17 protein-coding genes, 11 tRNA genes, 3 rRNA genes and 1 pseudogene are annotated in these 22,758 nt (G+C 40.0%); 2 read left to right on the top strand and 30 right to left on the bottom strand.

Annotation, left to right across the window (positions count from 1 at the left end):
- Positions 1 to 138: 138 nt before the first annotated feature.
- Positions 139 to 1,995, top strand: a complete 1,857-nt coding sequence (locus tag K6959_RS00365; protein WP_223087316.1) for an ABC-F family ATP-binding cassette domain-containing protein — start codon at positions 139 to 141, stop codon at positions 1,993 to 1,995.
- A gap of 251 nt (positions 1,996 to 2,246) precedes the next feature.
- On the opposite strand, the gene tsaD is transcribed toward K6959_RS00365, so the two are convergent.
- The 19 genes from tsaD to K6959_RS00270 all read right to left on the bottom strand — a co-directional run bounded on the left by tsaD (position 2,247) and on the right by K6959_RS00270 (position 12,244).
- Positions 2,247 to 3,269 (bottom strand): tRNA (adenosine(37)-N6)-threonylcarbamoyltransferase complex transferase subunit TsaD, encoded by a 1,023-nt coding sequence (gene tsaD, locus K6959_RS00360; protein WP_163243352.1) that lies wholly within the window; start codon positions 3,267 to 3,269, stop codon positions 2,247 to 2,249.
- Positions 3,269 to 3,715 carry a ribosomal protein S18-alanine N-acetyltransferase gene (gene rimI, locus K6959_RS00355; RefSeq protein ID WP_163243353.1) on the bottom strand — a complete coding sequence of 149 codons (447 nt, stop codon included), beginning with the start codon at positions 3,713 to 3,715 and terminating at the stop codon, positions 3,269 to 3,271. Before rimI ends, tsaD begins: the two co-directional genes overlap by 1 nt.
- A 22-nt stretch (positions 3,716 to 3,737) precedes the next feature.
- A complete protein-coding gene (tsaB, locus tag K6959_RS00350; RefSeq protein WP_223087314.1) occupies positions 3,738 to 4,439 on the bottom strand; it encodes a tRNA (adenosine(37)-N6)-threonylcarbamoyltransferase complex dimerization subunit type 1 TsaB in 702 nt (233 codons plus the stop codon).
- Positions 4,436 to 4,891: a tRNA (adenosine(37)-N6)-threonylcarbamoyltransferase complex ATPase subunit type 1 TsaE gene (tsaE, locus tag K6959_RS00345; RefSeq protein WP_163243355.1), complete on the bottom strand. Its 456-nt coding sequence runs from the start codon at positions 4,889 to 4,891 to the stop codon at positions 4,436 to 4,438. Before tsaE ends, tsaB begins: the two co-directional genes overlap by 4 nt.
- A gap of 374 nt (positions 4,892 to 5,265) precedes the next feature.
- Positions 5,266 to 5,341, bottom strand: a tRNA-Asp gene (locus K6959_RS00340).
- A 28-nt stretch (positions 5,342 to 5,369) separates the two neighbouring features.
- Positions 5,370 to 5,443: transfer RNA gene (locus tag K6959_RS00335), tRNA-Met, on the bottom strand.
- A 17-nt stretch (positions 5,444 to 5,460) separates the two neighbouring features.
- A 5S ribosomal RNA gene (gene rrf, locus K6959_RS00330) occupies positions 5,461 to 5,576 on the bottom strand.
- 59 nt (positions 5,577 to 5,635) lie between these two features.
- Positions 5,636 to 8,559: ribosomal RNA gene (locus K6959_RS00325) — 23S ribosomal RNA — on the bottom strand.
- A 389-nt stretch (positions 8,560 to 8,948) separates the two neighbouring features.
- Positions 8,949 to 10,508 (bottom strand): 16S ribosomal RNA (locus K6959_RS00320).
- The 16S, 23S and 5S rRNA genes sit together here with 11 tRNA genes alongside, the layout of an rRNA operon.
- A 143-nt stretch (positions 10,509 to 10,651) precedes the next feature.
- Positions 10,652 to 10,725: transfer RNA gene (locus K6959_RS00315), tRNA-Gly, on the bottom strand.
- Positions 10,726 to 10,754: 29 nt separating this feature from the next.
- Positions 10,755 to 10,831 (bottom strand) — tRNA-Pro (locus tag K6959_RS00310).
- A gap of 9 nt (positions 10,832 to 10,840) precedes the next feature.
- Positions 10,841 to 10,917, bottom strand: a tRNA-Arg gene (locus tag K6959_RS00305).
- Positions 10,918 to 10,986: 69 nt separating this feature from the next.
- A tRNA-Leu gene (locus tag K6959_RS00300) sits at positions 10,987 to 11,069 on the bottom strand.
- A 53-nt stretch (positions 11,070 to 11,122) separates the two neighbouring features.
- Positions 11,123 to 11,207, bottom strand: a tRNA-Leu gene (locus tag K6959_RS00295).
- An 8-nt stretch (positions 11,208 to 11,215) separates the two neighbouring features.
- A tRNA-Gln gene (locus K6959_RS00290) sits at positions 11,216 to 11,290 on the bottom strand.
- A 76-nt stretch (positions 11,291 to 11,366) separates the two neighbouring features.
- Positions 11,367 to 11,438, bottom strand: a tRNA-Glu gene (locus K6959_RS00285).
- 18 nt (positions 11,439 to 11,456) lie between these two features.
- Positions 11,457 to 11,544: transfer RNA gene (locus K6959_RS00280), tRNA-Ser, on the bottom strand.
- Between the two features lie 5 nt (positions 11,545 to 11,549).
- Positions 11,550 to 11,624 (bottom strand) — tRNA-Asn (locus K6959_RS00275).
- Positions 11,625 to 11,791: 167 nt separating this feature from the next.
- Positions 11,792 to 12,244: a SprT family protein gene (locus K6959_RS00270; protein ID WP_163241397.1), complete on the bottom strand. Its 453-nt coding sequence runs from the start codon at positions 12,242 to 12,244 to the stop codon at positions 11,792 to 11,794.
- Positions 12,245 to 12,339: 95 nt separating this feature from the next.
- On the opposite strand from K6959_RS00270, the gene cmpA reads away from it, so the two are divergent.
- Complete coding sequence (gene cmpA, locus K6959_RS00265; protein WP_163241399.1) at positions 12,340 to 12,453, top strand: cortex morphogenetic protein CmpA; 114 nt, start codon at positions 12,340 to 12,342, stop codon at positions 12,451 to 12,453.
- A 64-nt stretch (positions 12,454 to 12,517) separates the two neighbouring features.
- Here the strand turns inward: cmpA and K6959_RS00260 are convergent, their stop codons facing one another.
- The 11 genes and pseudogenes from K6959_RS00260 to acpS all read right to left on the bottom strand — a co-directional run bounded on the left by K6959_RS00260 (position 12,518) and on the right by acpS (position 22,680).
- Positions 12,518 to 14,695 carry a Tex family protein gene (locus tag K6959_RS00260; protein WP_163241401.1) on the bottom strand — a complete coding sequence of 726 codons (2,178 nt, stop codon included), beginning with the start codon at positions 14,693 to 14,695 and terminating at the stop codon, positions 12,518 to 12,520.
- Between the two features lie 336 nt (positions 14,696 to 15,031).
- The gene (sigB, locus tag K6959_RS00255) at positions 15,032 to 15,823 is read right to left on the bottom strand and encodes an RNA polymerase sigma factor SigB (RefSeq protein WP_163241403.1); all 792 of its coding nucleotides are present in this window, start codon (positions 15,821 to 15,823) and stop codon (positions 15,032 to 15,034) included.
- The gene (gene rsbW / locus K6959_RS00250) at positions 15,801 to 16,280 is read right to left on the bottom strand and encodes an anti-sigma B factor RsbW (RefSeq protein ID WP_163241405.1); all 480 of its coding nucleotides are present in this window, start codon (positions 16,278 to 16,280) and stop codon (positions 15,801 to 15,803) included. Before rsbW ends, sigB begins: the two co-directional genes overlap by 23 nt.
- Positions 16,277 to 16,612, bottom strand: a complete 336-nt coding sequence (locus tag K6959_RS00245; protein WP_163241407.1) for an anti-sigma factor antagonist — start codon at positions 16,610 to 16,612, stop codon at positions 16,277 to 16,279. The genes rsbW and K6959_RS00245 overlap by 4 nt, the downstream gene beginning before the upstream one ends.
- A gap of 58 nt (positions 16,613 to 16,670) precedes the next feature.
- Positions 16,671 to 17,681 carry a PP2C family protein-serine/threonine phosphatase gene (locus K6959_RS00240; RefSeq protein WP_223087312.1) on the bottom strand — a complete coding sequence of 337 codons (1,011 nt, stop codon included), beginning with the start codon at positions 17,679 to 17,681 and terminating at the stop codon, positions 16,671 to 16,673.
- Between the two features lie 13 nt (positions 17,682 to 17,694).
- Positions 17,695 to 18,096 (bottom strand): anti-sigma regulatory factor, encoded by a 402-nt coding sequence (locus K6959_RS00235; protein ID WP_163241411.1) that lies wholly within the window; start codon positions 18,094 to 18,096, stop codon positions 17,695 to 17,697.
- A 733-nt stretch (positions 18,097 to 18,829) separates the two neighbouring features.
- The gene (locus K6959_RS00230) at positions 18,830 to 19,180 is read right to left on the bottom strand and encodes a type II toxin-antitoxin system PemK/MazF family toxin (RefSeq protein WP_163241413.1); all 351 of its coding nucleotides are present in this window, start codon (positions 19,178 to 19,180) and stop codon (positions 18,830 to 18,832) included.
- 4 nt (positions 19,181 to 19,184) lie between these two features.
- On the bottom strand, positions 19,185 to 19,475 hold the full coding sequence (locus K6959_RS00225) for a CopG family ribbon-helix-helix protein (RefSeq protein ID WP_218943924.1): 291 nt from the start codon (positions 19,473 to 19,475) through the stop codon (positions 19,185 to 19,187).
- Positions 19,476 to 19,623: 148 nt separating this feature from the next.
- Positions 19,624 to 20,716, bottom strand: a pseudogene (gene alr, locus K6959_RS00220) (alanine racemase).
- A gap of 347 nt (positions 20,717 to 21,063) precedes the next feature.
- Complete coding sequence (locus tag K6959_RS00215) at positions 21,064 to 22,095, bottom strand: LolA family protein (protein WP_163241419.1); 1,032 nt, start codon at positions 22,093 to 22,095, stop codon at positions 21,064 to 21,066.
- A gap of 228 nt (positions 22,096 to 22,323) precedes the next feature.
- Positions 22,324 to 22,680: a holo-ACP synthase gene (gene acpS, locus K6959_RS00210; RefSeq protein ID WP_163241421.1), complete on the bottom strand. Its 357-nt coding sequence runs from the start codon at positions 22,678 to 22,680 to the stop codon at positions 22,324 to 22,326.
- Between the last annotated feature and the right edge of the window lie 78 nt (positions 22,681 to 22,758).

Below are 22,758 nucleotides of genomic sequence, written 5' to 3'. Positions count from 1 at the left end.
CTCCTCTCATTATCTTGATATTACACTATTTTCATTTTATTGTCTGTAAAACTTTGTACCTTTTTTCACAATGTTATCTGTTTGCCGTTAGGAAAGGAATACGTTACACTATTTTTATGGTAATAGAGGTGAGATAGCATGATATTATTACAAATAAATCAAGTAAGCAAATATTTTGGCGCTGATCTTATTTTATCGAATATAAAGTTAGAAATACAATCTAAAGATAAAATTGCTCTAGTTGGCAGAAATGGCTCAGGAAAATCTACTCTTTTAAAAATAATAGCTGGACAACTTTCATACGATAGCGGGGAAATCATAAAACCTAAAAATGTAACGATCGGTTATTTAGCCCAAAACACAGGGCTAGAATCGACACGCTCAATTTTGGATGAAATGCTTTCGGTTTTTGAACCATTAATCCAAATAGAACAAGAGCTTCGCCTTTTAGAAAATAAAATGACCCATTTAGACAAATCATCCGAATATGAACAAGTTTTAAAAGAATATGATCTATTGCAAGTTCAATTTAAAGAGCGAGGCGGATATCAATACGAAGCCGATATTCGTTCAGTTCTTCATGGACTTAACTTTGGGAAATTTGACTATTCTACAAAAGTATCGAGCTTAAGCGGAGGACAAAAAACACGGCTTGCCCTTGGGAAGCTTCTTTTAACAAAACCTCATATTCTTATTTTAGACGAACCGACGAATCATCTTGATATTGGAACATTATCATGGCTTGAAAATTATTTACAAAATTACGATGGTGCCATTTTAATTGTTTCTCATGACCGATATTTTCTCGATAAAATTGTGAATCAAGTTTATGAAATTTCTCGTAAACATATAACAAAATACAATGGCAATTATAGTTCTTATTTAGTTCAAAAAGCTGAAATTTATGAACAGGAATTAAAGCAATACGAGAAACAGCAAGTGGAAATTTCAAAATTAAAGGATTTTATTCAACGCAACATTGTCCGTGCTTCCACTACGAAGCGGGCACAGAGCCGCCGCAAGCAGTTAGAACGAATTGATGTACTTGATCGTCCGCTAGGCGATGAAAAATCAGCCTCTTTCAGGTTTGAAATTGAAAAACAAAGTGGAAACGAAGTCTTAAAACTAACGGAATTAGCAGTTGGCTACAACGGAAAAAAGATTACTGAAAATATTGAGGTGCGAATTACACGCGGAGAAAGTATTTCATTAGTTGGTCCAAACGGTATTGGCAAATCAACATTATTAAAAACGATAGTCAATAAAATTCCCTCACTTGCAGGTCACATTCAAATAGGTTCAAATGTAAAAATCGGTTATTACGACCAAGAATTAGCTGATTTAACGTCTAATAAACTTGTGTTAAATGAAATATGGGATAATTATCCAATAAAAACAGAAAAGGAGATTCGAACAGTGTTAGGTAATTTCCTCTTTTCTGGTGATGATGTTTTAAAAACCGTTTCCACTTTAAGCGGTGGGGAAAGAGCGAGGCTTGCCTTAGCTAAGCTCATGATGGAAAAGGCAAACTTTCTTATTTTAGACGAGCCGACAAACCATCTCGACTTAGAAAGTAAAGAAGTGTTAGAAAATGCCTTGCTTGAATATCCTGGAACGATTTTATTCGTTTCCCACGATCGTTATTTTATCAATCGGATTGCAACGAAAGTGATTGAATTACACAACGATAAAGCGATTGAATATATTGGAGATTATGATTATTACTTGGAAAAAAAGCAACAGCAACTAGAAATAAAAGCATTAGAAGCGGAGCAAGAATTTTCTTCAAAACAGCAACTGATACAGCCAAAGTCTTCTTTTGAACAACAAAAAGAAATAAAACGGCTTGAAAGACAACGAAAAAGACGGATAGAAGAGTTAGAGATCGTCATTGAATCCTTAGAGGAAACAATTCAAAAAAATGAACAATTATTATGTGATCCTGACATTTATCATGATCATGAAAAAGTAGCTAAGATTAACAAAGAAAAGTAAGAAGCTACTGAAAAGTTAGAAATATTAATGAATGAGTGGGCTTCACTTTCAGAACAATAAATTCAGAATAAAAAAAACTGGGGTTATTTTCCCCCAGTTTTTATTTTGCAAAAACATATCCACAAAAATATCCACAGTTATTCCTTTTTTAATAAAGACTCACACGAATTTTTCCACATTATCCACAGATAGCATATGGTTTTATCCACATAATCAACAATTTAAGATAAAAAATAGACTTTATCCACAAGTTAATTGTGAATCGTTATATCCAAACCTGGATTTGCATTGAGAGCAAAATTTGCCCGTTGACCTTTTTCAAATAAAACGGTTCCCGCAGCTGCAATCATAGCTGCATTATCTGTACAAAGTGATAACGGTGGAATAATTAATTCAACTTCTGACAGCTCGGAAAACGCTTCAGTTAATGCGGCACGAAGTCCTTTATTAGCGGCAACCCCACCGGCTAACAATACTTGTTTTACATTGTACTCCTTAGCGGCAGCAACAGTTTTTCCGACAAGGACATCAATCACACTTTCTTGAAAGCTTGCTGCAAGATCTTTCGGGTTTATTTTTTCTCCACGCTGTTCTGCGTTATGAAGCGTGTTAATAACAGCAGATTTTAATCCACTGAAACTGAAATCGTATGAACCTTGTTCAAGCCAAGCTCGCGGTAATTTAATCGTCGGTGTCCCTTCATGAGCAAGCTTATCGATATGCGGACCGCCAGGATATGGAAGGTTCAACGTTCTCGCAACTTTATCATATGCTTCACCTGCCGCATCATCCCTCGTCTCACCAATGACTTCAAAATATCCATGCTCTTTCATAAAAATAAGCTCCGTATGACCGCCAGATACGACAAGTGCTAGTAAAGGAAATTCCATTTCTTTTACGAAACGATTCGCATAAATATGCCCAGCTATATGATGGACACCAACAAGGGGAATTTCGTGAGCAAATGCAATCGCCTTTGCTGCATTCACACCAATTAATAACGCTCCAACTAAACCAGGACCTGCTGTTACCGCAATAGCATCTAAATCGGCATAAGAAATTCCTGCCTCTCTCATCGCTTCCTCAAAAACAATCGTCACTTGTTCAACATGATGCCGAGACGCGATTTCTGGAACAACCCCTCCAAAGCGTTTATGGCTTTCAATTTGTGAGGCAACTATATTTGAAACAATGTGCCGCCCATTTTTAATAATTGCTACTGCTGTTTCATCGCAGCTCGTTTCAACACCCATAATATATAGCTCTTTTTTCATCATAAATTCACCCACATGACTAGTGCATCTTCTCGATTATCTGTATAATAGCTTTTTCGAACTCCACCGTTTTGAAAACCAAGTTTCCTATACAAATTTTGTGCAGTCTCATTTGATACTCTTACTTCCAAAGTCATTGTTTTTGCCCCCTTCTGAAGAGCGATTAACATGACTTGTCTCATTAACGCTTCTCCTAACTTTTTCCCTCTATATTCAGGTAATAAAGCTACATTCGTAATATGAGCTTCATCTACAATGATCCAACAACCGCAATACCCGACAACATGCTTGTCTACTTCTAGTAATACATAAACAGCAAATTGATTATGGACCATTTCATGGTAAAAGGCTTCACGATTCCATGGTAAAGTAAAAGAAGCCTGTTCAATTTGCAAAACCTTATCAATATCATCTACAGTCATATATCTAAAGTTCATTTCACTCATACTTTTCTTCTCATTTCACTAATTAATTGTTGGCCCGGTTCTTTTTTAACCATTTTACTTCAGCTTCGGCCATGCGAACATAATTTGGAGTAAATGTATGAACCTCTTCGCTTTCCTTATTCATCCCAAGAAAGGCTAATTCTCCTGGACGCGGATTATGTTCCGTAACAGCTGCAAACACAGCTTGTTTTGTTAATGTTTTTTTAAATGCTTGTCGATGCAGATGAAGATCATTGCCGACAAATAAAATCGGCTCACAATAGCCCTTTAATTGTTCTGCCCACAATTCAGAAAGAACAATTATATCTTTTAAAGCAGGGGTTAGCTCTCCTTTATCATAACGATATAGTCCGGTATAAATTTGACCTCTTCTAGCATCAAATAATGGTGAAACATAACCATTAAAATAGCGACCTGAACTTGCTGCTAATATTTCCAAACTAGAAACTCCGACAAGTGGAATATTTAAAGTCCAGGCCAACGTCTTTGCAATGGTTACGCCGATCCTGACCCCCGTATAAGATCCCGGACCTTTTGCGACAACAATTTTATGAAGATCAGAAGGTACAACATCACACTCTCTCATGAGCATGTCAATAGCTGGCATTGCTCTAACAGAGTGGTTTTTCTTTAAGTTCGTTATATACTCTCCGATCACCTTTACCTCGTCTACTATTGCAATACCTAACACATAGTTAGTCGTATCAATCGCTAAAACTTTCATGAAAAAATCTCCTTACATAATAACTCATACCGTTCTCCTTTTGGAACAAATACTAATCTCCGTTCACCAGCTGTACCGTGATAAATAAAAATGGTTAACAGCTCCCCAGGAAGCTGTTCATCAATTAAATGGGCCCACTCAATGACTGTTATACCTTCACCTTCAAAATATTCAGCAAATCCAAGATCCTCATAAGAATCTTCAACCCTATATACATCCATATGATATAAGGGCAGTCTCCCTTTATATTCTTTAATAATAGTAAAAGTAGGGCTATTTACTGTCCGTTTAACCCCTAGTCCTAGAGCCAAGCCCTTAGTAAAGGTTGTTTTTCCAGCCCCTAAATCACCTTCAAGTGCAATCACATCACCTGGCTTAAGATGCTGTGCAAACTTCTCGGCAAATTTCATCGTTTCTTCTGAAGTATAAAACTTTTTCTCATATTCTTTCATAGTAGCTCACCTTATTTTACCATTAACAATCGTAAATTATTTTTAGAAATATTCAACTTTTAAAAAAAACCTTAGGATATTTCCTAAGGATAGAGCTTATAGACAATATGTAAAAACCCATCAAAATGATTAAAAACGCTTGTCAGTCGAGACGCCTAAGAATACGAATGGAACAGGCATCATGTAGCTTAACAACGAAGTGCAAGCAACGATGAATACGAGCGTTTGACAATAGTCTGAATCCTTAGGATATTTCCTAAGAATATAATTGTAGTTTACATGATTTTTCCTCGATAAGCAAAAATCATTCATTTTTTAATTAATTTTATTATAATGCAAAAAAAAAGACGAAACAAATTGTCTCTTCTTTTAAATGGCGGTCCCGACGGGAATCGAACCCGCGATCTCCTGCGTGACAGGCAGGCATGTTAACCGCTACACCACGGGACCAGCAAATTATTCTCAAATTTTTTAGAAATTGCGGGGATAGGATTTGAACCTACGACCTTCGGGTTATGAGCCCGACGAGCTACCTGACTGCTCCACCCCGCGGTAATATAAAATTTAAAGCCTGGCAACGTCCTACTCTCACAAGGGGATGCCCCCTATTACCATCGGCGCTGAGAAGCTTAACTTCCGTGTTCGGAATGGGAACGGGTGTGACCTTCTCGCCATCGCCACCAGACAATTGTTCTCTCAAAACTAGATAATGTGAAGAAGTAAGAAAGAAAGTATCATGTTTATTTGGTTAAGTGCTCGCTCGATTAGTATCTGTCAGCTTCACGTGTCGCCACGCTTCCACCTCAGACCTATCAACCTGATCATCTTTCAGGGAGCTCAAATGGGAAATCTCATCTTGAGGGGGGCTTCATGCTTAGATGCTTTCAGCACTTATCCCTTCCGCACGTAGCTACCCAGCTATGCCTTTGGCAAGACAACTGGTACACCAGCGGTGCGTCCATCCCGGTCCTCTCGTACTAAGGACAGCTCCTCTCAAATTTCCTACGCCCACGACGGATAGGGACCGAACTGTCTCACGACGTTCTGAACCCAGCTCGCGTACCGCTTTAATGGGCGAACAGCCCAACCCTTGGGACCGACTACAGCCCCAGGATGCGATGAGCCGACATCGAGGTGCCAAACCTCCCCGTCGATGTGGACTCTTGGGGGAGATAAGCCTGTTATCCCCGGGGTAGCTTTTATCCGTTGAGCGATGGCCCTTCCATGCGGAACCACCGGATCACTAAGCCCGACTTTCGTCCCTGCTCGACTTGTAAGTCTCGCAGTCAAGCTCCCTTGTGCCTTTACACTCTGCGAATGATTTCCAACCATTCTGAGGGAACCTTTGGGCGCCTCCGTTACCTTTTAGGAGGCGACCGCCCCAGTCAAACTGCCTGCCTGACACTGTCTCCCACCCCGATAAGGGGCGCAGGTTAGAATTTCAGTACAACAAGGGTAGTATCCCACCGACGCCTCCACGTAAGCTAGCGCTCACGTTTCCACGGCTCCTACCTATTCTGTACAAGCTGCACCAAAATTCAATATCAGGCTACAGTAAAGCTCCACGGGGTCTTTCCGTCCTGTCGCGGGTAACCTGCATCTTCACAGGTACTATAATTTCACCGAGTCTCTCGTTGAGACAGTGCCCAGATCGTTGCGCCTTTCGTGCGGGTCGGAACTTACCCGACAAGGAATTTCGCTACCTTAGGACCGTTATAGTTACGGCCGCCGTTTACTGGGGCTTCGGTTCACACCTTCAGCGATTGCTTAAGCGCTCCCCTTAACCTTCCAGCACCGGGCAGGCGTCAGCCCCTATACTTCGCCTTGCGGCTTCGCAGAGACCTGTGTTTTTGCTAAACAGTCGCCTGGGCCTATTCACTGCGGCTCTCTCGGGCTTGCACCCTATCAGAGCACCCCTTCTCCCGAAGTTACGGGGTCATTTTGCCGAGTTCCTTAACGAGAGTTCTCTCGATCACCTTAGGATTCTCTCCTCGCCTACCTGTGTCGGTTTGCGGTACGGGCACCTTATTCCTCGCTAGAGGATTTTCTTGGCAGTGTGGAATCAGGAACTCCGGAAAATAATTTTCCTCGCTGTCACAGCTCAGCCTTACGGTAATGGGATTTGCCTCATTACCAGCCTAACTGCTTAGACGTACATCCAATTGTACGCTTACCCTATCCTCCTGCGTCCCCCCATTGCTCAAACGGCGATAAGGTGGTACAGGAATATCAACCTGTTGTCCATCGCCTACGCCTTTCGGCCTCGGCTTAGGTCCCGACTAACCCTGAGCGGACGAGCCTTCCTCAGGAAACCTTAGGCATTCGGTGGAAGGGATTCTCACCCTTCTTTCGCTACTCATACCGGCATTCTCACTTCTAAGCGCTCCACCAGTCCTCACGATCTAGCTTCAACGCACTTAGAACGCTCTCCTACCACTGACACCTACGGTGTCAATCCACAGCTTCGGTGATACGTTTAGCCCCGGTACATTTTCGGCGCAGAGTCACTCGACCAGTGAGCTATTACGCACTCTTTGAATGGTGGCTGCTTCTAAGCCAACATCCTGGTTGTCTAAGCAACTCCACATCCTTTTCCACTTAACGTATACTTTGGGACCTTAGCTGGTGGTCTGGGCTGTTTCCCTCTCGACTACGGATCTTATCACTCGCAGTCTGACTCCCAAGGATAAGTCTTTGGCATTCGGAGTTTGTCTGAATTCGGTAACCCGATGAGGGCCCCTAGTCCAAACAGTGCTCTACCTCCAAGACTCTTACACTTGAGGCTAGCCCTAAAGCTATTTCGGAGAGAACCAGCTATCTCCAAGTTCGATTGGCATTTCACCCCTACCCACACCTCATCCCCGCACTTTTCAACGTACGTGGGTTCGGGCCTCCATCCAGTGTTAACCTGGACTTCACCCTGGACATGGGTAGATCACCTGGTTTCGGGTCTACGACCTCATACTCTTTCGCCCTATTCAGACTCGCTTTCGCTGCGGCTCCGTCTTTAAACTTAACCTTGCATGAAATCGTAACTCGCCGGTTCATTCTACAAAAGGCACGCCATCACCCATGAATGGGCTCTGACTACTTGTAAGCACACGGTTTCAGGTTCTCTTTCACTCCCCTCCCGGGGTGCTTTTCACCTTTCCCTCACGGTACTGGTTCACTATCGGTCACTAGGGAGTATTTAGCCTTGGGAGATGGTCCTCCCAGATTCCGACGGGATTTCACGTGTCCCGCCGTACTCAGGATCCACTCAGGAGGGAACGAAGTTTCAACTACAGGGTTGTTACCTTCTCTGACGGGCCTTTCCAGACCGCTTCATCTACCTCGTTCCTTTGTAACTCCATGTTGAGTGTCCTACAACCCCAAGAGGCAAGCCTCTGGTTTGGGCTGTTCCCTTCCTTTTCGCTCGCCGCTACTTAGGGAATCGCTTTTGCTTTCTCTTCCTCCGGGTACTAAGATGTTTCAGTTCCCCGGGTCTGCCTTCATAACCCTATGGATTCAGGTTATGATCCTATCCCATGACGGATAGGGGGTTTCCCCATTCGGAAATCTCCGGATCAAAGCTTACTTACAGCTCCCCGAAGCATATCGGTGTTAGTACCGTCCTTCATCGGCTCCTAGTGCCAAGGCATTCACCGTGCGCCCTTTCTAACTTAACCTTACGACAATTGATAAGCTTCGTTTTTCCGCGTCAACTGCGCTCTCTCACATCCTCACGTACGTTTTGTACGCTCCGGTGTTCGATCACTTGTTTCCTTGAATAACTCGCTTCTAAATTGTCTTTTTTCGGTAAAAGATAAGCTACGTATTTCGTTGTCAGTTGCATTCACTCCAATCCTCACGTACTTTTGTACGCTCCGGTTGTCGTTCATTTACTTCCTAGAACTACTTGCTTCTCTTTTCCTTTTTTTTAAGAGATATCTTTGGTGATACTCGGTTTCTTTCTTTTGCCTTCTTCATTTATTATCTAGTTTTCAAAGAACAATATTTGAGAGATTGCTCTCTCAAAACTAAACAAACAAACGATCAACCTTTAATGATTCCTTAGAAAGGAGGTGATCCAGCCGCACCTTCCGATACGGCTACCTTGTTACGACTTCACCCCAATCATCTGTCCCACCTTCGGCGGCTGGCTCCAAAAGGTTACCTCACCGACTTCGGGTGTTACAAACTCTCGTGGTGTGACGGGCGGTGTGTACAAGGCCCGGGAACGTATTCACCGCGGCATGCTGATCCGCGATTACTAGCGATTCCGGCTTCATGCAGGCGAGTTGCAGCCTGCAATCCGAACTGAGAATGGTTTTATGGGATTGGCTCGACCTCGCGGTTTCGCTGCCCTTTGTACCATCCATTGTAGCACGTGTGTAGCCCAGGTCATAAGGGGCATGATGATTTGACGTCATCCCCACCTTCCTCCGGTTTGTCACCGGCAGTCACCTTAGAGTGCCCAACTAAAGGCTGGCAACTAAGATCAAGGGTTGCGCTCGTTGCGGGACTTAACCCAACATCTCACGACACGAGCTGACGACAACCATGCACCACCTGTCACTCTGTCCCCCGAAGGGGAACGTCCTATCTCTAGGAGTGGCAGAGGATGTCAAGACCTGGTAAGGTTCTTCGCGTTGCTTCGAATTAAACCACATGCTCCACCGCTTGTGCGGGCCCCCGTCAATTCCTTTGAGTTTCAGCCTTGCGGCCGTACTCCCCAGGCGGAGTGCTTAATGCGTTTGCTGCAGCACTAAAGGGCGGAAACCCTCTAACACTTAGCACTCATCGTTTACGGCGTGGACTACCAGGGTATCTAATCCTGTTCGCTACCCACGCTTTCGCGCCTCAGCGTCAGTTACAGACCAGAGAGCCGCCTTCGCCACTGGTGTTCCTCCACATCTCTACGCATTTCACCGCTACACGTGGAATTCCACTCTCCTCTTCTGTACTCAAGTCCCAAGTCCCCCAGTTTCCAATGACCCTCCACGGTTGAGCCGTGGGCTTTCACATCAGACTTAAAGGACCGCCTGCGCGCGCTTTACGCCCAATAATTCCGGACAACGCTTGCCACCTACGTATTACCGCGGCTGCTGGCACGTAGTTAGCCGTGGCTTTCTCGTTAGGTACCGTCAAGGTACCGCCTTATTCAAACGGTACTTGTTCTTCCCTAATAACAGAGCTTTACGATCCGAAGACCTTCTTCGCTCACGCGGCGTTGCTCCGTCAGACTTGCGTCCATTGCGGAAGATTCCCTACTGCTGCCTCCCGTAGGAGTCTGGGCCGTGTCTCAGTCCCAGTGTGGCCGATCACCCTCTCAGGTCGGCTACGCATCGTCGCCTTGGTGAGCCTTTACCTCACCAACTAGCTAATGCGCCGCGGGCCCATCTGTAAGTGATAGCCGAAGCCATCTTTTAACTCCTCTCCATGCGAAGAGAAGGGTTATCAGGTATTAGCCCCGGTTTCCCGAAGTTATCCCTGTCTTACAGGCAGGTTGCCCACGTGTTACTCACCCGTCCGCCGCTAACCGTTCAAAAGCAAGCTTTTGATCAGTTCGCTCGACTTGCATGTATTAGGCACGCCGCCAGCGTTCGTCCTGAGCCAGGATCAAACTCTCCAATAAACTTGGAGCGTTGATTCGCTCATAATAAAAAAAAAATAACGTTGGCAAGTGTCAGCTTCTAACGAATAGTTAGTTGCCTCCACTTTAAATTGTTTAAATTGTTGTTGACGTTTGTTTGTTTAGTTTTCAAAGAGCAATGATATTGGAGCGGGTGATGGGAATCGAACCCACGACATCAGCTTGGAAGGCTGAGGTTTTACCACTAAACTACACCCGCATATAAACATATTAAAATATTGATTGAATTGGTCGGGAAGACAGGATTCGAACCTGCGACCCCATGGTCCCAAACCATGTGCTCTACCAAGCTGAGCTACTTCCCGTGACTAACATGGCGCGCCCGAAAGGAGTCGAACCCATAACCTTCTGATCCGTAGTCAGACGCTCTATCCAATTGAGCTACGGGCGCATATTAAATTGAAGCAACCTCTTTATTATATCAAATTTAAAATTGTTTGTCAAGGTTAATTTTTGATGATGCGGTCGAGAGGACTTGAACCTCCACGGGGTCGCCCCCACTAGGCCCTCAACCTAGCGCGTCTGCCATTCCGCCACGACCGCATAGCGACATACTCTATAATAACTCATTTTCCGAATTAAAGCAAGATTTTTTTTGGTGCGGATGAAGGGAGTCGAACCCCCACGCCTCACGGCGCCAGATCCTAAGTCTGGTGCGTCTGCCAATTCCGCCACATCCGCACAAAAAATGGCTGGGCTAGCTGGATTCGAACCAACGCATGACGGAGTCAAAGTCCGTTGCCTTACCGCTTGGCTATAGCCCAATCACAATATGTTCTAAAAAGCTTTCTCGTTAAAGAATGGGAAATGAGTAAAACACTCACTTCCCACTATATTTAATGACCCGTACGGGATTCGAACCCATGTTACCGCCGTGAAAGGGCGGTGTCTTAACCGCTTGACCAACGGGCCGTAATAAAAGCGACTAAACGGAGAAGGAGGGATTTGAACCCTCGCGCCGTTTGCACGACCTACGCCCTTAGCAGGGGCGCCTCTTCAGCCTCTTGAGTACTTCCCCAGATATGGCTCCGCAGGTAGGATTCGAACCTACGACCGTTCGGTTAACAGCCGAATGCTCTACCACTGAGCTACTGCGGAATAATAGAAGTATTCTGAGATGTATAATGGCATTCTTTTTTGGAAAGTAACTTGTCAAAAAAGAGTCGATTCTCTTCTCGACTCTTCCAATTATATAGAGGTGATAAACAAAAGTCAATAAGTAAAATTGTCCATAGATAAATTTTATTAATCAAAAATACGTTCTTCTACAAAATTTGCAAAGTCCCTTTGCACTTACCACAGACGTAACGCTTAGTGTTAACCTTTCGTTGTCTTTTATATACATAGTTGCAGCTTGTACATACATATGTTAAAGATTTTGTTTTGCGCTTCTCCAAAGCTTCAGGAAGAACAGAACAAAAGCGAGGTGCATTTACTTTGGCCATTAATTCTTTAAAATCTTTATCTTTATGACGATATCCTTTTCCTGCAATGTGGAGGTGATAATGGCAAAGCTCATGCTTAATAATGCCGATCAATTCCTTTTCACCTAATTGATCGTAATATTTTTTATTAATTTCTATATGATGAGAATTAAGCAAATATCGTCCGCCAGTCGTTCGCAATCTTTTATTAAAATAAGCTTGATGATGAAACGACTGCTGAAAATATTGCAATGAAATTTTTTCAACTAATTTTTGCAAATCTTCATTCTTCATTTTACACCACCTTGAATTTTAAGGTGAACTTGACAACCTTCTAAAGCATACACTAGAAATACATTTCGAAGATTATGTTTAGGAGGCGTTTATTTATGCCTAATTGGTTTCAAAACCAAATGAAAAGAGCATTCTTTGAAAAAGACCGTTATCAAATTAAGCTGTTAAATCAGTGCTGGTATTTTTACAGAAAAAAGCACTGCTCCTGAAAACCAAGGAGAAGTCTTAAAAAACAAGTGGCTGTCAATGTTCCGACAGCCTAACTGCTTTAAATTATTTGTATGGTGAGAACATCGTTAAAGCAACTCTTCCTTTTTGTATGTCTACTGAATCGACCCAAACCGTGACTACATCTCCAACCGAGACAACATCTAACGGATGCTTAACATACTTGTTGCTAAGTTTAGAAATATGCACGAGTCCATCTTGCTTCACTCCGATATCTATGAACGCTCCAAAATCAACTACATTTCGAACTGTACCTTCTAGCTCCATTCCTTGTTTTAAATCTTCTAACTGAAGAATATCTTTTTTTAACAACGGCTGCGGTAAATCATCCCGCGGGTCCCTTTCTGGTCTAATTAATGCTTCTATAATATCTTTTAATGTTAATTCACCTATCCCTAATTCAGTTGCAGTTGACTTTAAATCAATTGATTTTAACTCCGTTTTTAACTTTTCTGAACCAAGATCCGATGTCTCTGCATTAAATTTTGCAAGCAGCTTTTTCACATTTTCATAATTTTCAGGATGAATTCCTGTTCTATCAAGAGGTTCCGTCCCATCAACTATTCTTAAAAAGCCAATTGCCTGTTCATATGTTTTAATACCAAGCCGAGGTATTTTCTTTAGTTGCTTACGATTTGTAAATTTTCCCGTCTCTTCTCTCTGTTTCACGATATTATTTGCAACGGTTTTTGATAAACCTGCTACGTACTGCAATAAGGATGCGGATGATGTATTTACATTTACCCCTACTTGATTCACTGCTGTTTCAACTACAAACGTTAACGATTCAGTAAGCTTTTTTTGCGAAACGTCATGCTGATACTGACCAACACCAACGGACTTCGGATCAATTTTAACAAGTTCTGCTAAAGGGTCTTGAACTCGCCTTGCAATTGAAACAGCACTTCGTTCTTCTACTTGTAAGTCAGGAAACTCTTCTCTTGCTAACGCTGAAGCAGAATATACACTAGCTCCAGCCTCATTCACAATTAAATAAGAAATGTCTTTATTTATTTCTTTTAATGTTTCAGCTATAAATTGCTCAGTTTCTCGAGAAGCCGTACCATTTCCAATAGCAATAAGTTCGATCTCATTATTTGTTAAAATGTGTAACAGTTTTTCCTTAGCTTCTTGCGGTTTTGCTTTTGGTGGATGTGGATAAATGACATCAATCTTCAATACCTTTCCAGTCTCATTTACCACAGCAAGCTTACAGCCTGTCCGATAAGCGGGATCCACTCCGAGTACAACTTTCCCTTTTAATGGCGGCTGCAATAATAAGTTCCGTAAATTCTCGGAAAAAATATGAATCGCTTGATCTTCAGCCTTTTCAGTTAACTCATTGCGAATCTCTCTTTCAATTGATGGTTGAATAAGCCGTTTATAACCGTCTTCAATTGCTTCACGAACTATGTCGCTAGTTATAGAGGCAGGCGATTTGATCCATTGTACACATAGGTACGATGTAATTTTTTCTACATCCGGTTTAACGACAACACGTAAAATCTCTTCTTTTTCGCCGCGATTTAATGCTAAAACTCGATGTGGAACGATTTTTTTTACTGGCTCTTCATATTCATAGTACATTTCATAAACTTTTTTCTCGTCTTTATCTTTATCTTTAACTGTTGATTCGATCATAGCGTGTTTAAATGTTTCCGCTCTAATCCACTGACGAATTTGTGCATCATCACTCAACCATTCAGCAATAATATCCTTTGCACCATTTAACGCATCTTGAGCTGTTAATACTTCCTTCTCTTCACATACAAACTGAGCTGCTTTTGACTCTACCATTCCTTCCGTTGGAAAAGTCATCAACCATTGTGCTAACGGCTCGAGCCCTTTTTCTTTTGCTACTGTTGCTTTTGTACGGCGTTTTTGCTTATATGGCCGATATAAATCCTCTACTTCTTGCAATTTTGTAACTTTATTAATTTGAGCTTTTAGTTCATCAGTTAGCTTTCCTTGCTCTTCTATTAAACGAATGACTTCTTCTTTTCGCTTTTCTAAGTTTTGCAAGTAATTCCATTTCTCCATAATATCTCGAATTTGCACTTCATCTAATGAACCAGTTGCTTCCTTTCGATACCGAGCTATAAATGGCACTGTATTACCATCATTTAAAAGTGATATGACATTGCGAACTGATTTTACGCTTATTGTTAGCTGTGAAGCTACTTCATTGATTAGTTTTTCGTGTTGATTAGCTGTTTGTTCCAAACACTTCATCTCCCATGCATCATTCAAGGTTTAATAATTTTTCCACAATTTATTATTTCGTCGTTTTCAGCTATGCCGAAAAGGTTCTTCCGGCGATATAGGGAATAAGCCAATAATTAAACATAACTTAACACAAAGAAACCTTCTCTAAAATAGAGCAGGTTACCACCGTTATACTTTGAACTATATTATTGTTCCACTCCGTTAATAATAGGAAAAAATATAATCTGGCTATGTTTGCCTACTGCTAAATCATATAGTAAGTAAAAAAGATTGAGCTGATCTAATAAGTATGTAGAATCATCATTCTTTTTAAACAATGTCTTTGCTTTAATTTCATATACTATGAATGATTTTATCAGAATGAATCGCTTCTTGAAGCTTTTTTATTGCCCTTCTCTGAAGGCGAGAAACATGCATTTGCGATATCCCTAATTTGTCACCTGCTTGTTTCTGACTCATATTTTCTAAATACGTATACTGAATTACTTTCTTTTCCCGTTCATTTAAAACATGCAAAATTCTTTCAAGCACTAATCTTTGATTTACCTTCTCAAAGCCTTTATCAACAATTCCAATAATGTCTAATAATGTGACGGTTCCTCCATCTATATCTGCCTCAATTGCACGATCGACAGATAAGGCATGATAATTTTTCCCCATTTCCATTACTTCAAGCACATCTTCTTCTGAAACCTTTAACGTATCTGCTATTTCAGCTATTTTCGGTGAGCGTTGAAGTTTGATTGTCAATTCTTCAACGGTATACTTTATTTTCGGTCCCAGCTCTTTAACTTTCCGTGGTACATGAACACTCCATGTCTTATCTCGTAAAAAGCGTTTTATTTCCCCAACTATTGTTGGAATAGCAAAAGCTTCAAAGCTCTTTCCAAAAGATTCGTCATAACGACGTATAGCACCTAACAGCCCGATCATCCCTACTTGGTAAACATCCTCATGAAACGATTTACCGGCTGAGTATTTTCGTGAAATCATTTCAACTAAATTCTCATATTGAAGGACAAGCTTTTTTTGTGCTTCTTCATCTTGATTATTTTGATACTTTTTGATTAATTGATACGTATCGTGTTTCTTTATTACTTTGTTAGGTTGAGATTCTTTGGGCATTGGCATTCCTCTCCACCTGCTCTCCGTCGAGATACTTTACCATATATACCGATACTCCATTTCCTTGACGAATTTCTACTTCGTCCATTAACGTTTCGATAAGGTAAAGACCTAATCCTCCTTCACGCAAAAATTCGATCGATTCTTCCGAAGAATAAGGACCTATTTTTTTCCCGTTATTTACCAGATTAAAGTTTTTCCCGTTATCAGATACGATTACTTCAATCCGATTTTTGTATAAACCGACACTTACGATAATTTCCCCTTGTTCGTTCGGTTTGTAGGCATGTTGTACTGCATTTGTACATGCTTCACTCGCTGCTATTTTTATATCCTCGATTTCCTCATACGAAAAACCGATTCTGCTTGCAATACCGGAAAGCGTTAATCGGATGACTCCAACAAATTCAGGTTTTGCAGGTATTTTTATTTCAACATAATCGATCTTTTTTTTCATTGGATTTCACCCTCTATTTTACTGTTTATCTTCATAATATTTGCAAGCCCTGTAATTTCAAATAGCCTCACTAACCGCTCAGAAAGACCGATAAGCTGAAATTCTCCATTATGAGTACGCATATATTTAAATAACCCGACAAAAATGCCCAGCCCGGTGCTATCCATGTATGAAACCCCAGAAAGATCGATTGTGATGTTAACACCTTTGTTTTTTGCTAGAGGAAAGAGGGCATCTCGAAGCTTTGTTGAAGTGTAAGCATCAATTTCTCCATTTAAAAACGCCGTTACATTTTTCTCATTATTTCTATTAATATTTATTGTTAAATCCATCTTTACTCACCTCTTTTATATCGATTTGCCTGTTACCTTTTACCCTATTTTTGGAAGACTAAACTTTTCTTTTTAAGATAATCAAAGTAAAGTCATCTTTTAATTTAAAATCTTGGAGATGCTCAAACTCTTTATAAATATTCGAAACTATTTTTTGAGCACTTAAATGTTGAAACTTTTTTTTTAAGTCGATTAATAACTTTTTTTGAATAAATCCTTCATTGGTACGACATTCTGTCACTCCATCAGACATTAAAATAATCATATCGTCTTTATTTATTTTTTTTTCGAATTGAACGTATTTCGTTCTTTTTTCAACTCCTAATAGCAAGCCCTTAGTTTGTAATTCCAGAAATTTATCTTTTTTCGCGTCATAATAAAAACCCGGTTCATGCCCAGCAGAAGCATAAACGAACGTATTTTTTTCTATATTATATATACCGTAAAACATCGTAACAAACATACTAGGGTCAACATTTTGTTCGACAACACGATTTAAGTTTTCTAAAACAGCGTTAGGCTTTTTACGATTTTCAGGCAAGCTGTCCATTGCATATTTAATCATAGACATACATAAGGCGGCTGGAATTCCTTTTCCAATTACATCTGCAATCGCCACACTTACACAATTATTATCGTCGTAAACAAAATGGTGGTAATCGCCACTAACATGTTTTGCTGGAACACTAAGCGCCCCTATATCTAAACAATCAATTTGGGGTATTTTCGTTTCGAGAAGTGTTTGTTGAACGTTAGCGGCAATTTCCATCTCTGTTTTCATTTCTTGCTGCTGATGACGCAACGTTTTATGTTCTTGATATGCCATCCCGTACCAAACCATGATTTCTAGTAGAAAATCAAGTGAATGTAGTACTTCTTGCGGCAAATCAGGATATAATTTTAAAAGAACATTTTTATGAAGACTAATTATTTCTTCTGGGGAAATGTTATGTTCAATCGATTTTCGACTAAATTTCTGCCCTTTATAAAGAGCTTGTTCCGTTTGTTCATTTATGTATTTTGCTAGAATATCACGATACTTCAACTCCATCGTATTACGGAAATCCATTCTTCATTTCCTCCTAACGGAGCCATTTAATTAAATATATTTTTGTTCCTTCTTCAGATGATGTTTCGATATTAAATTCATCCATTAGACGTTTAACACCCGGCAGTCCAGCTCCTAAACCACCTGATATCGATAAATCATCACCCATAATTTGTTTTAAATTATTTATTCCAGGCCCTCTATCAGCGGCAATGATGCGCAAACCTACTTTTCCGCTAACATCGACCTTTTCTATACATATTTGTCCTTGTCCCGCATATAAAAAAATATTTCTTGCTAATTCACTAATTGCAGTCGCTATACGCGCCTGCTCAACCGTAGTAAATCCGATCCCTTTTGCAACATCACGCCCCTTTTGACGGGCTGTAATGATATCCCATTCATTCATGATCTTAATACAGGATTTGATTTTCATTCAATTAATCCCTCGTTTTTTCGTTCACTATAGTAAAGAATAAAGTGACTGGCTGTTGACAAATACTCATATTTTCGTTGACATAAACACCGGGTCCCCGGCAGTATGAGGACTATTGCTTTAATGTTCACTTTGCCTACAGGCCAATGTTACTATTATTCCTTCCTCATTTTATCATACAAGCGCTTTCTCTCTTTGTTCATTCCGCTTCTGTAATGAAAATTTAAATTTGTAAAAGGTTCTTCATATTGTTACACTCCTATTTCATTATTACTTTTTAATAACTTCCTTGTGTGATTGAACAACGAAAAACACACTCTTTAATAGAGTGTGTTTCATAATTAATCGATTATCCAGACTATTGACAAACGCTCGCATTCTTCGTTGCTTGCACTTCGTTGTAAGCTCATGAACGTCGGTTCTATTCACTTCCATCTCGTCCTACGCGCCTCGACTGACAAGCGTTTTCAATCTGTCTGGGACTGGTAAGTCAAACGCTCGCATTCTTCGTTGCTTGCACTTCGTTGTAAGCTCATGAACGTCGGTTCTATTCACTTCCACCTTGTCCTAAGCGCCTTGACTGACAAGCGTTTTCAATCAGTTAGAAGAAAGAAATCGATACTAATATTAATTTTGTCTACAAATTTGATTTTCGATGCATATTTAGGATTGGCATGTTAAAAAAATAAAAAATGGCAAATCATTGCATGGGAAAGAAGATTCATCAAGACTTTTAAAACTCGATGAGACCTAAACTAACTTGTAATGCTTCATCAACTTTCTCCATCATTTCATCATCAAGATGTGTAATCTTATCGGTTAAGCGTTGTTTATCAATTGTACGAATTTGCTCTAATAAAATGACCGAATCCCGTTCAAAACCGTAACGCTTCGCGTCAATTTCAACATGAGTAGGCAGCTTTGCTTTTTGGATTTGAGCAGTTATGGCTGCAATAATTACTGTGGGACTAAACCGATTCCCAATGTCGTTTTGAATGACAAGCACAGGCCGAACACCGCCTTGTTCTGAACCAACAACAGGGGATAGGTCTGCAAAATAAACGTCTCCACGTTTGATATTCAAAGGATTACCCTCCGCTTACTAGACGTTCAACTGTATGTTCTGCCTCGTATTCTGCCTGAAATGCTTCCGAAGCAATCGTTAAATTGATCTTTGCCATTTCCATATAGCCTCTTCTCATGGCTTCGCGAATTTGTCTCTTTTTTCTTTCACGCAAATACATTTTTGTTGCCTGATAAATAAAGTCACTGCGATTCCCATTTTCTTGTTTAACATAACCGTCCAATTCAGATAACAGATGTTGCGGTAGTTTTACTAAAATCTCTGTTGTTGCTGTGCTGGATTCAGACACAAACATACACCTCCACCATCACTACACACCGTTTATTCTTTACCATCTTATATATTACCATTATCCTCAGCCCATGGAAAGGTAATTTTAACAATTATTCAGTATTATCTGCTCAAAAAAGAAGATTTTATTCATTTCTTATTAAAATAACATTTTAACGAAATAAAACAGGATTTCTTATGTCGATAATTTGACCGTCTCGCTTATAAATTCTTGGAACCCTGCTTGAAATCATACACGGGATTTCATAGTTTATTGTTTCGAGCTTTGCGGCTATTTCATTAATTGAAATTGTTTCTTTATTTTGTGAGCCGATTAAGGTCACATTTGTGCCGACTGGAAAATAATTTGGCAGCTTAATCATGCATTGATCCATACAAATTCGTCCGACAATCGGAACACGAATACCATCAATTAATACTTCCTGGCCAGACAGCTTTCGAATCCAGCCATCTGCATACCCAATAGGAAGAGTTCCAATCCATGTCTCTTCCTCTGCCTCGTACGTTGCACCGTAGCTGATCTTATCCCCCTTTTTCACCTTTTTTATATGGACAAGCTTTGTTTGCAAAGAAAAAGCTTCTTTTAATGAAAAAGGCAGTTCATTGATCATTTCTTGAGATGGCGACAAACCATACATTGCAATTCCAAATCGGACGGCATTAAAGTTTAGTCTCGGAAATCTTAACGTAGCAGCACTATTGCTGCAGTGAATACAGCGAGGCTTGGCTTTTAACTCCCGAACAAATTGTAAAAAGCGATTCAATTGTCTATTTAAATAAGTCGGGTCAAATTCATCTGCTGTCGCAAAGTTGAGTAAAACACCCCTTCTAAAACAAAAAACGGTTATCCTTTTTAAGAAACGCTTCGATTTTATTTAGTTCTTCTTTTTTTCGTATCCCAATCCGTCCCATCCCGGAGTCAATTTTCAGATGAACAAAAAGCTTGTCCGTTTTGTGTAAATAAGATTGTGCCGCTTGCAGCCATTCTAATTGAAATACAGTTAATGTAATATTATATTTTGCAGCCAAATGAGCATCTTTAGGACGACTTGCACCTAATACAAGAATCGGAGCCTCAATTCTATTGTTCCTCAATGACAACGCTTCATCCATAAAAGCAACTGCTAATCGTGTAGCACCTGCTTCAAGAGCGGTTTTTGCAACTTGAGCATCTCCATGTCCGTATCCATTTGCTTTTACAATTGCAATTATTTCTGTTTCATCATTCATAAATTTTTTCAGCATTGTAATATTTTCTTCAATCGCATCTAAGTCTATTTCAACCCAAGTATCACGATGAAAATCCAGTTGCTCTTCCAAGGAACGACACTTCCTTTGTTGCGCTTACTTGTTTTTTCCTTCTATAGATTATGAATCTTCATCGTTTATTTTGTCAATTGTATTTTTTTCAAGTTAAAAAAACAGACTCAACACATGAGAGTCCGTCAGGCTGCTGCCGACAAAATCGAGAGCCAAGAAAATTCTTTTGAGTTTTCCCAGATTGAAGACAAAAAGTGCCCGAATTTGTTCCATTCGGAAAGCCTTTTGCCTTCAATCTAACCGACCTACATATTTTGAGCCTGTTTTCACTTTTATTTTACTTTATTTTCATCTTGGATAGATCGAGCTACCATGACCATTTCTTCAGCTGATAAATCGTTAGAGGCAATTAAATACTCGACACCTTTATGAGTCCACATAATCGAATTTTCCGTAATTGCTCCAATTGTAAAGCCTAAATCTACTGGTTCCCCTTTAATAAATGTAGATGTCGAAATATCTGACACAGTTGTAACTGCATGTACTCGTTCTTGTACAAGTGTAAATGCCTTATCTTCTCCCTCGTACGTAAGTATTACTCGTTTCCCGTTCTCAGTTTTTATTTCATTTTCTTCCTTCAAGGAAACGCCCGGAATGTCGGCAGTTGGATACTTAACCGAAAATTCCTTGTCCTCTACATCTGCCATCACTGGTACTTCTAATTGTGCACCCGTCATATTTTTCTTCATGTCAAAGTCATTTTTATCAAACGTCGAATCGAACTTTATTGAAGAAAAATCTACTGTAACAAGAACTTTGCGATCTGCATCCATTACTTTAACACTGATTGGCGCTAAATTCTTTTTGCTTAGTTTAATTTCTTGTATAGGAAGCATTTTATTATTTTGATATCTCGTTTTCGTTTCAAACACATAATGATCTTTTTCAACTGTAAATACTGCATCCTTATCTTGTAAAATATCTTCAACTAAAGATTCATATAAATACGCTTGACTGCTGTTTTTAGGCCAATCACTCTGAAATCGAAAGCTTTTATTGAGTGCTGGTGTTAAGACAAACACTCCATCATCATTCCGAAGAATCATTTGACTCTGTTTCTTTTCTTCTGCATTTTTCAAATTAACACGATAATAGAATGGATTTTTATGCCATATTTCAATATCATATGCTTGCGATTCTGTTCCCATTTCTAATGTCATTTTTGCGTTTGCCTTGTAACTTTTCATTTGTTTAAGATTATTAGTCAATTCTTCTACTACATCATCTTTTGTTTTTTGTCCACATGCAGACAATGCAATAATAGTCGCCAGTCCGACTACAAGCAGCAACAACTTTTTTCTCATTTCTTCATCCCCTTCTGTCTCATTTCAACGTAAAAGAAGAGAAAAGATAGGCTTAACGGCATTGAGAAACACCTATTTTGCCCTAAAAAACTTTGAGGGGCAAGGGTGCACGCCTCCGACGGTAGATTACTCCGTCTTTATTTCAATGCCTTCATACCTAGCCTTATCTCTCTCATTCATTAAAATATATGAGACAACCTTCAGGATTATGACGAGACTAAAATGTTCCTAATTAATCTTTTCAATTACTACTTGAGCCACTGCATATTCACGACTATGAGAAATTGATAGATGCACCCCTTGCGAAAATGGTTTGTTTACAAAAGGGCGGCCCTTTTCATTATAATCAATTTCAATTTGTTCAAATGATAATTCTTTTCCTATACCAGTGCCAACTGCTTTTGAAAATGCTTCCTTTGCAGCAAACCGGCCAGCAAGAAACTCAATTTTTCTATTTTTGGATAATCGATTGTATGTCTGTTTTTCCTTCATAGTTAAAATACGGTCAACAAACTTATTTTGCCGTTCCGCTAAATCACGAACGCGGTTTATTTCAATTATGTCAATGCCAACTCCTAAAATCATTCATCATCTTCCTTCTAGCTTAATCTTTTTTCGCATACATAGTAGTGTACAACTGTTATGACTAAACGTTATGATATT

The sequence above is a fragment of the Bacillus aquiflavi genome (genome assembly GCF_019915265.1).
GTDB lineage: Bacteria > Bacillota > Bacilli > Bacillales > Cytobacillaceae > Bacillus_BT > Bacillus_BT aquiflavi.
Note: the sequence above shows the minus strand (reverse complement) of the source record. Positions and strands in the feature narration are given on the sequence as shown.

Excerpts from the sequence above, each read along its gene's own strand:
- K6959_RS00365 (WP_223087316.1), top strand. The coding sequence starts at position 139 with ATGATATTATTACAAATAAATCAAGTAAGCAAATATTTTGGCGCTGAT.
- tsaD (WP_163243352.1), bottom strand. The coding sequence starts at position 3,269 with ATGAAAAAAGAGCTATATATTATGGGTGTTGAAACGAGCTGCGATGAA.
- rimI (WP_163243353.1), bottom strand. The coding sequence starts at position 3,715 with ATGAGTGAAATGAACTTTAGATATATGACTGTAGATGATATTGATAAG.
- tsaB (WP_223087314.1), bottom strand. The coding sequence starts at position 4,439 with ATGAAAGTTTTAGCGATTGATACGACTAACTATGTGTTAGGTATTGCA.
- tsaE (WP_163243355.1), bottom strand. The coding sequence starts at position 4,891 with ATGAAAGAATATGAGAAAAAGTTTTATACTTCAGAAGAAACGATGAAA.
- K6959_RS00270 (WP_163241397.1), bottom strand. The coding sequence starts at position 12,244 with ATGAAGAATGAAGATTTGCAAAAATTAGTTGAAAAAATTTCATTGCAA.
- cmpA (WP_163241399.1), top strand. The coding sequence starts at position 12,340 with ATGCCTAATTGGTTTCAAAACCAAATGAAAAGAGCATTCTTTGAAAAA.
- sigB (WP_163241403.1), bottom strand. The coding sequence starts at position 15,823 with ATGCCCAAAGAATCTCAACCTAACAAAGTAATAAAGAAACACGATACG.
- rsbW (WP_163241405.1), bottom strand. The coding sequence starts at position 16,280 with ATGAAAAAAAAGATCGATTATGTTGAAATAAAAATACCTGCAAAACCT.
- K6959_RS00245 (WP_163241407.1), bottom strand. The coding sequence starts at position 16,612 with ATGGATTTAACAATAAATATTAATAGAAATAATGAGAAAAATGTAACG.
- K6959_RS00240 (WP_223087312.1), bottom strand. The coding sequence starts at position 17,681 with ATGGATTTCCGTAATACGATGGAGTTGAAGTATCGTGATATTCTAGCA.
- K6959_RS00235 (WP_163241411.1), bottom strand. The coding sequence starts at position 18,096 with ATGAAAATCAAATCCTGTATTAAGATCATGAATGAATGGGATATCATT.
- K6959_RS00225 (WP_218943924.1), bottom strand. The coding sequence starts at position 19,475 with ATGTTTGTGTCTGAATCCAGCACAGCAACAACAGAGATTTTAGTAAAA.
- K6959_RS00215 (WP_163241419.1), bottom strand. The coding sequence starts at position 22,095 with ATGAGAAAAAAGTTGTTGCTGCTTGTAGTCGGACTGGCGACTATTATT.
- acpS (WP_163241421.1), bottom strand. The coding sequence starts at position 22,680 with ATGATTTTAGGAGTTGGCATTGACATAATTGAAATAAACCGCGTTCGT.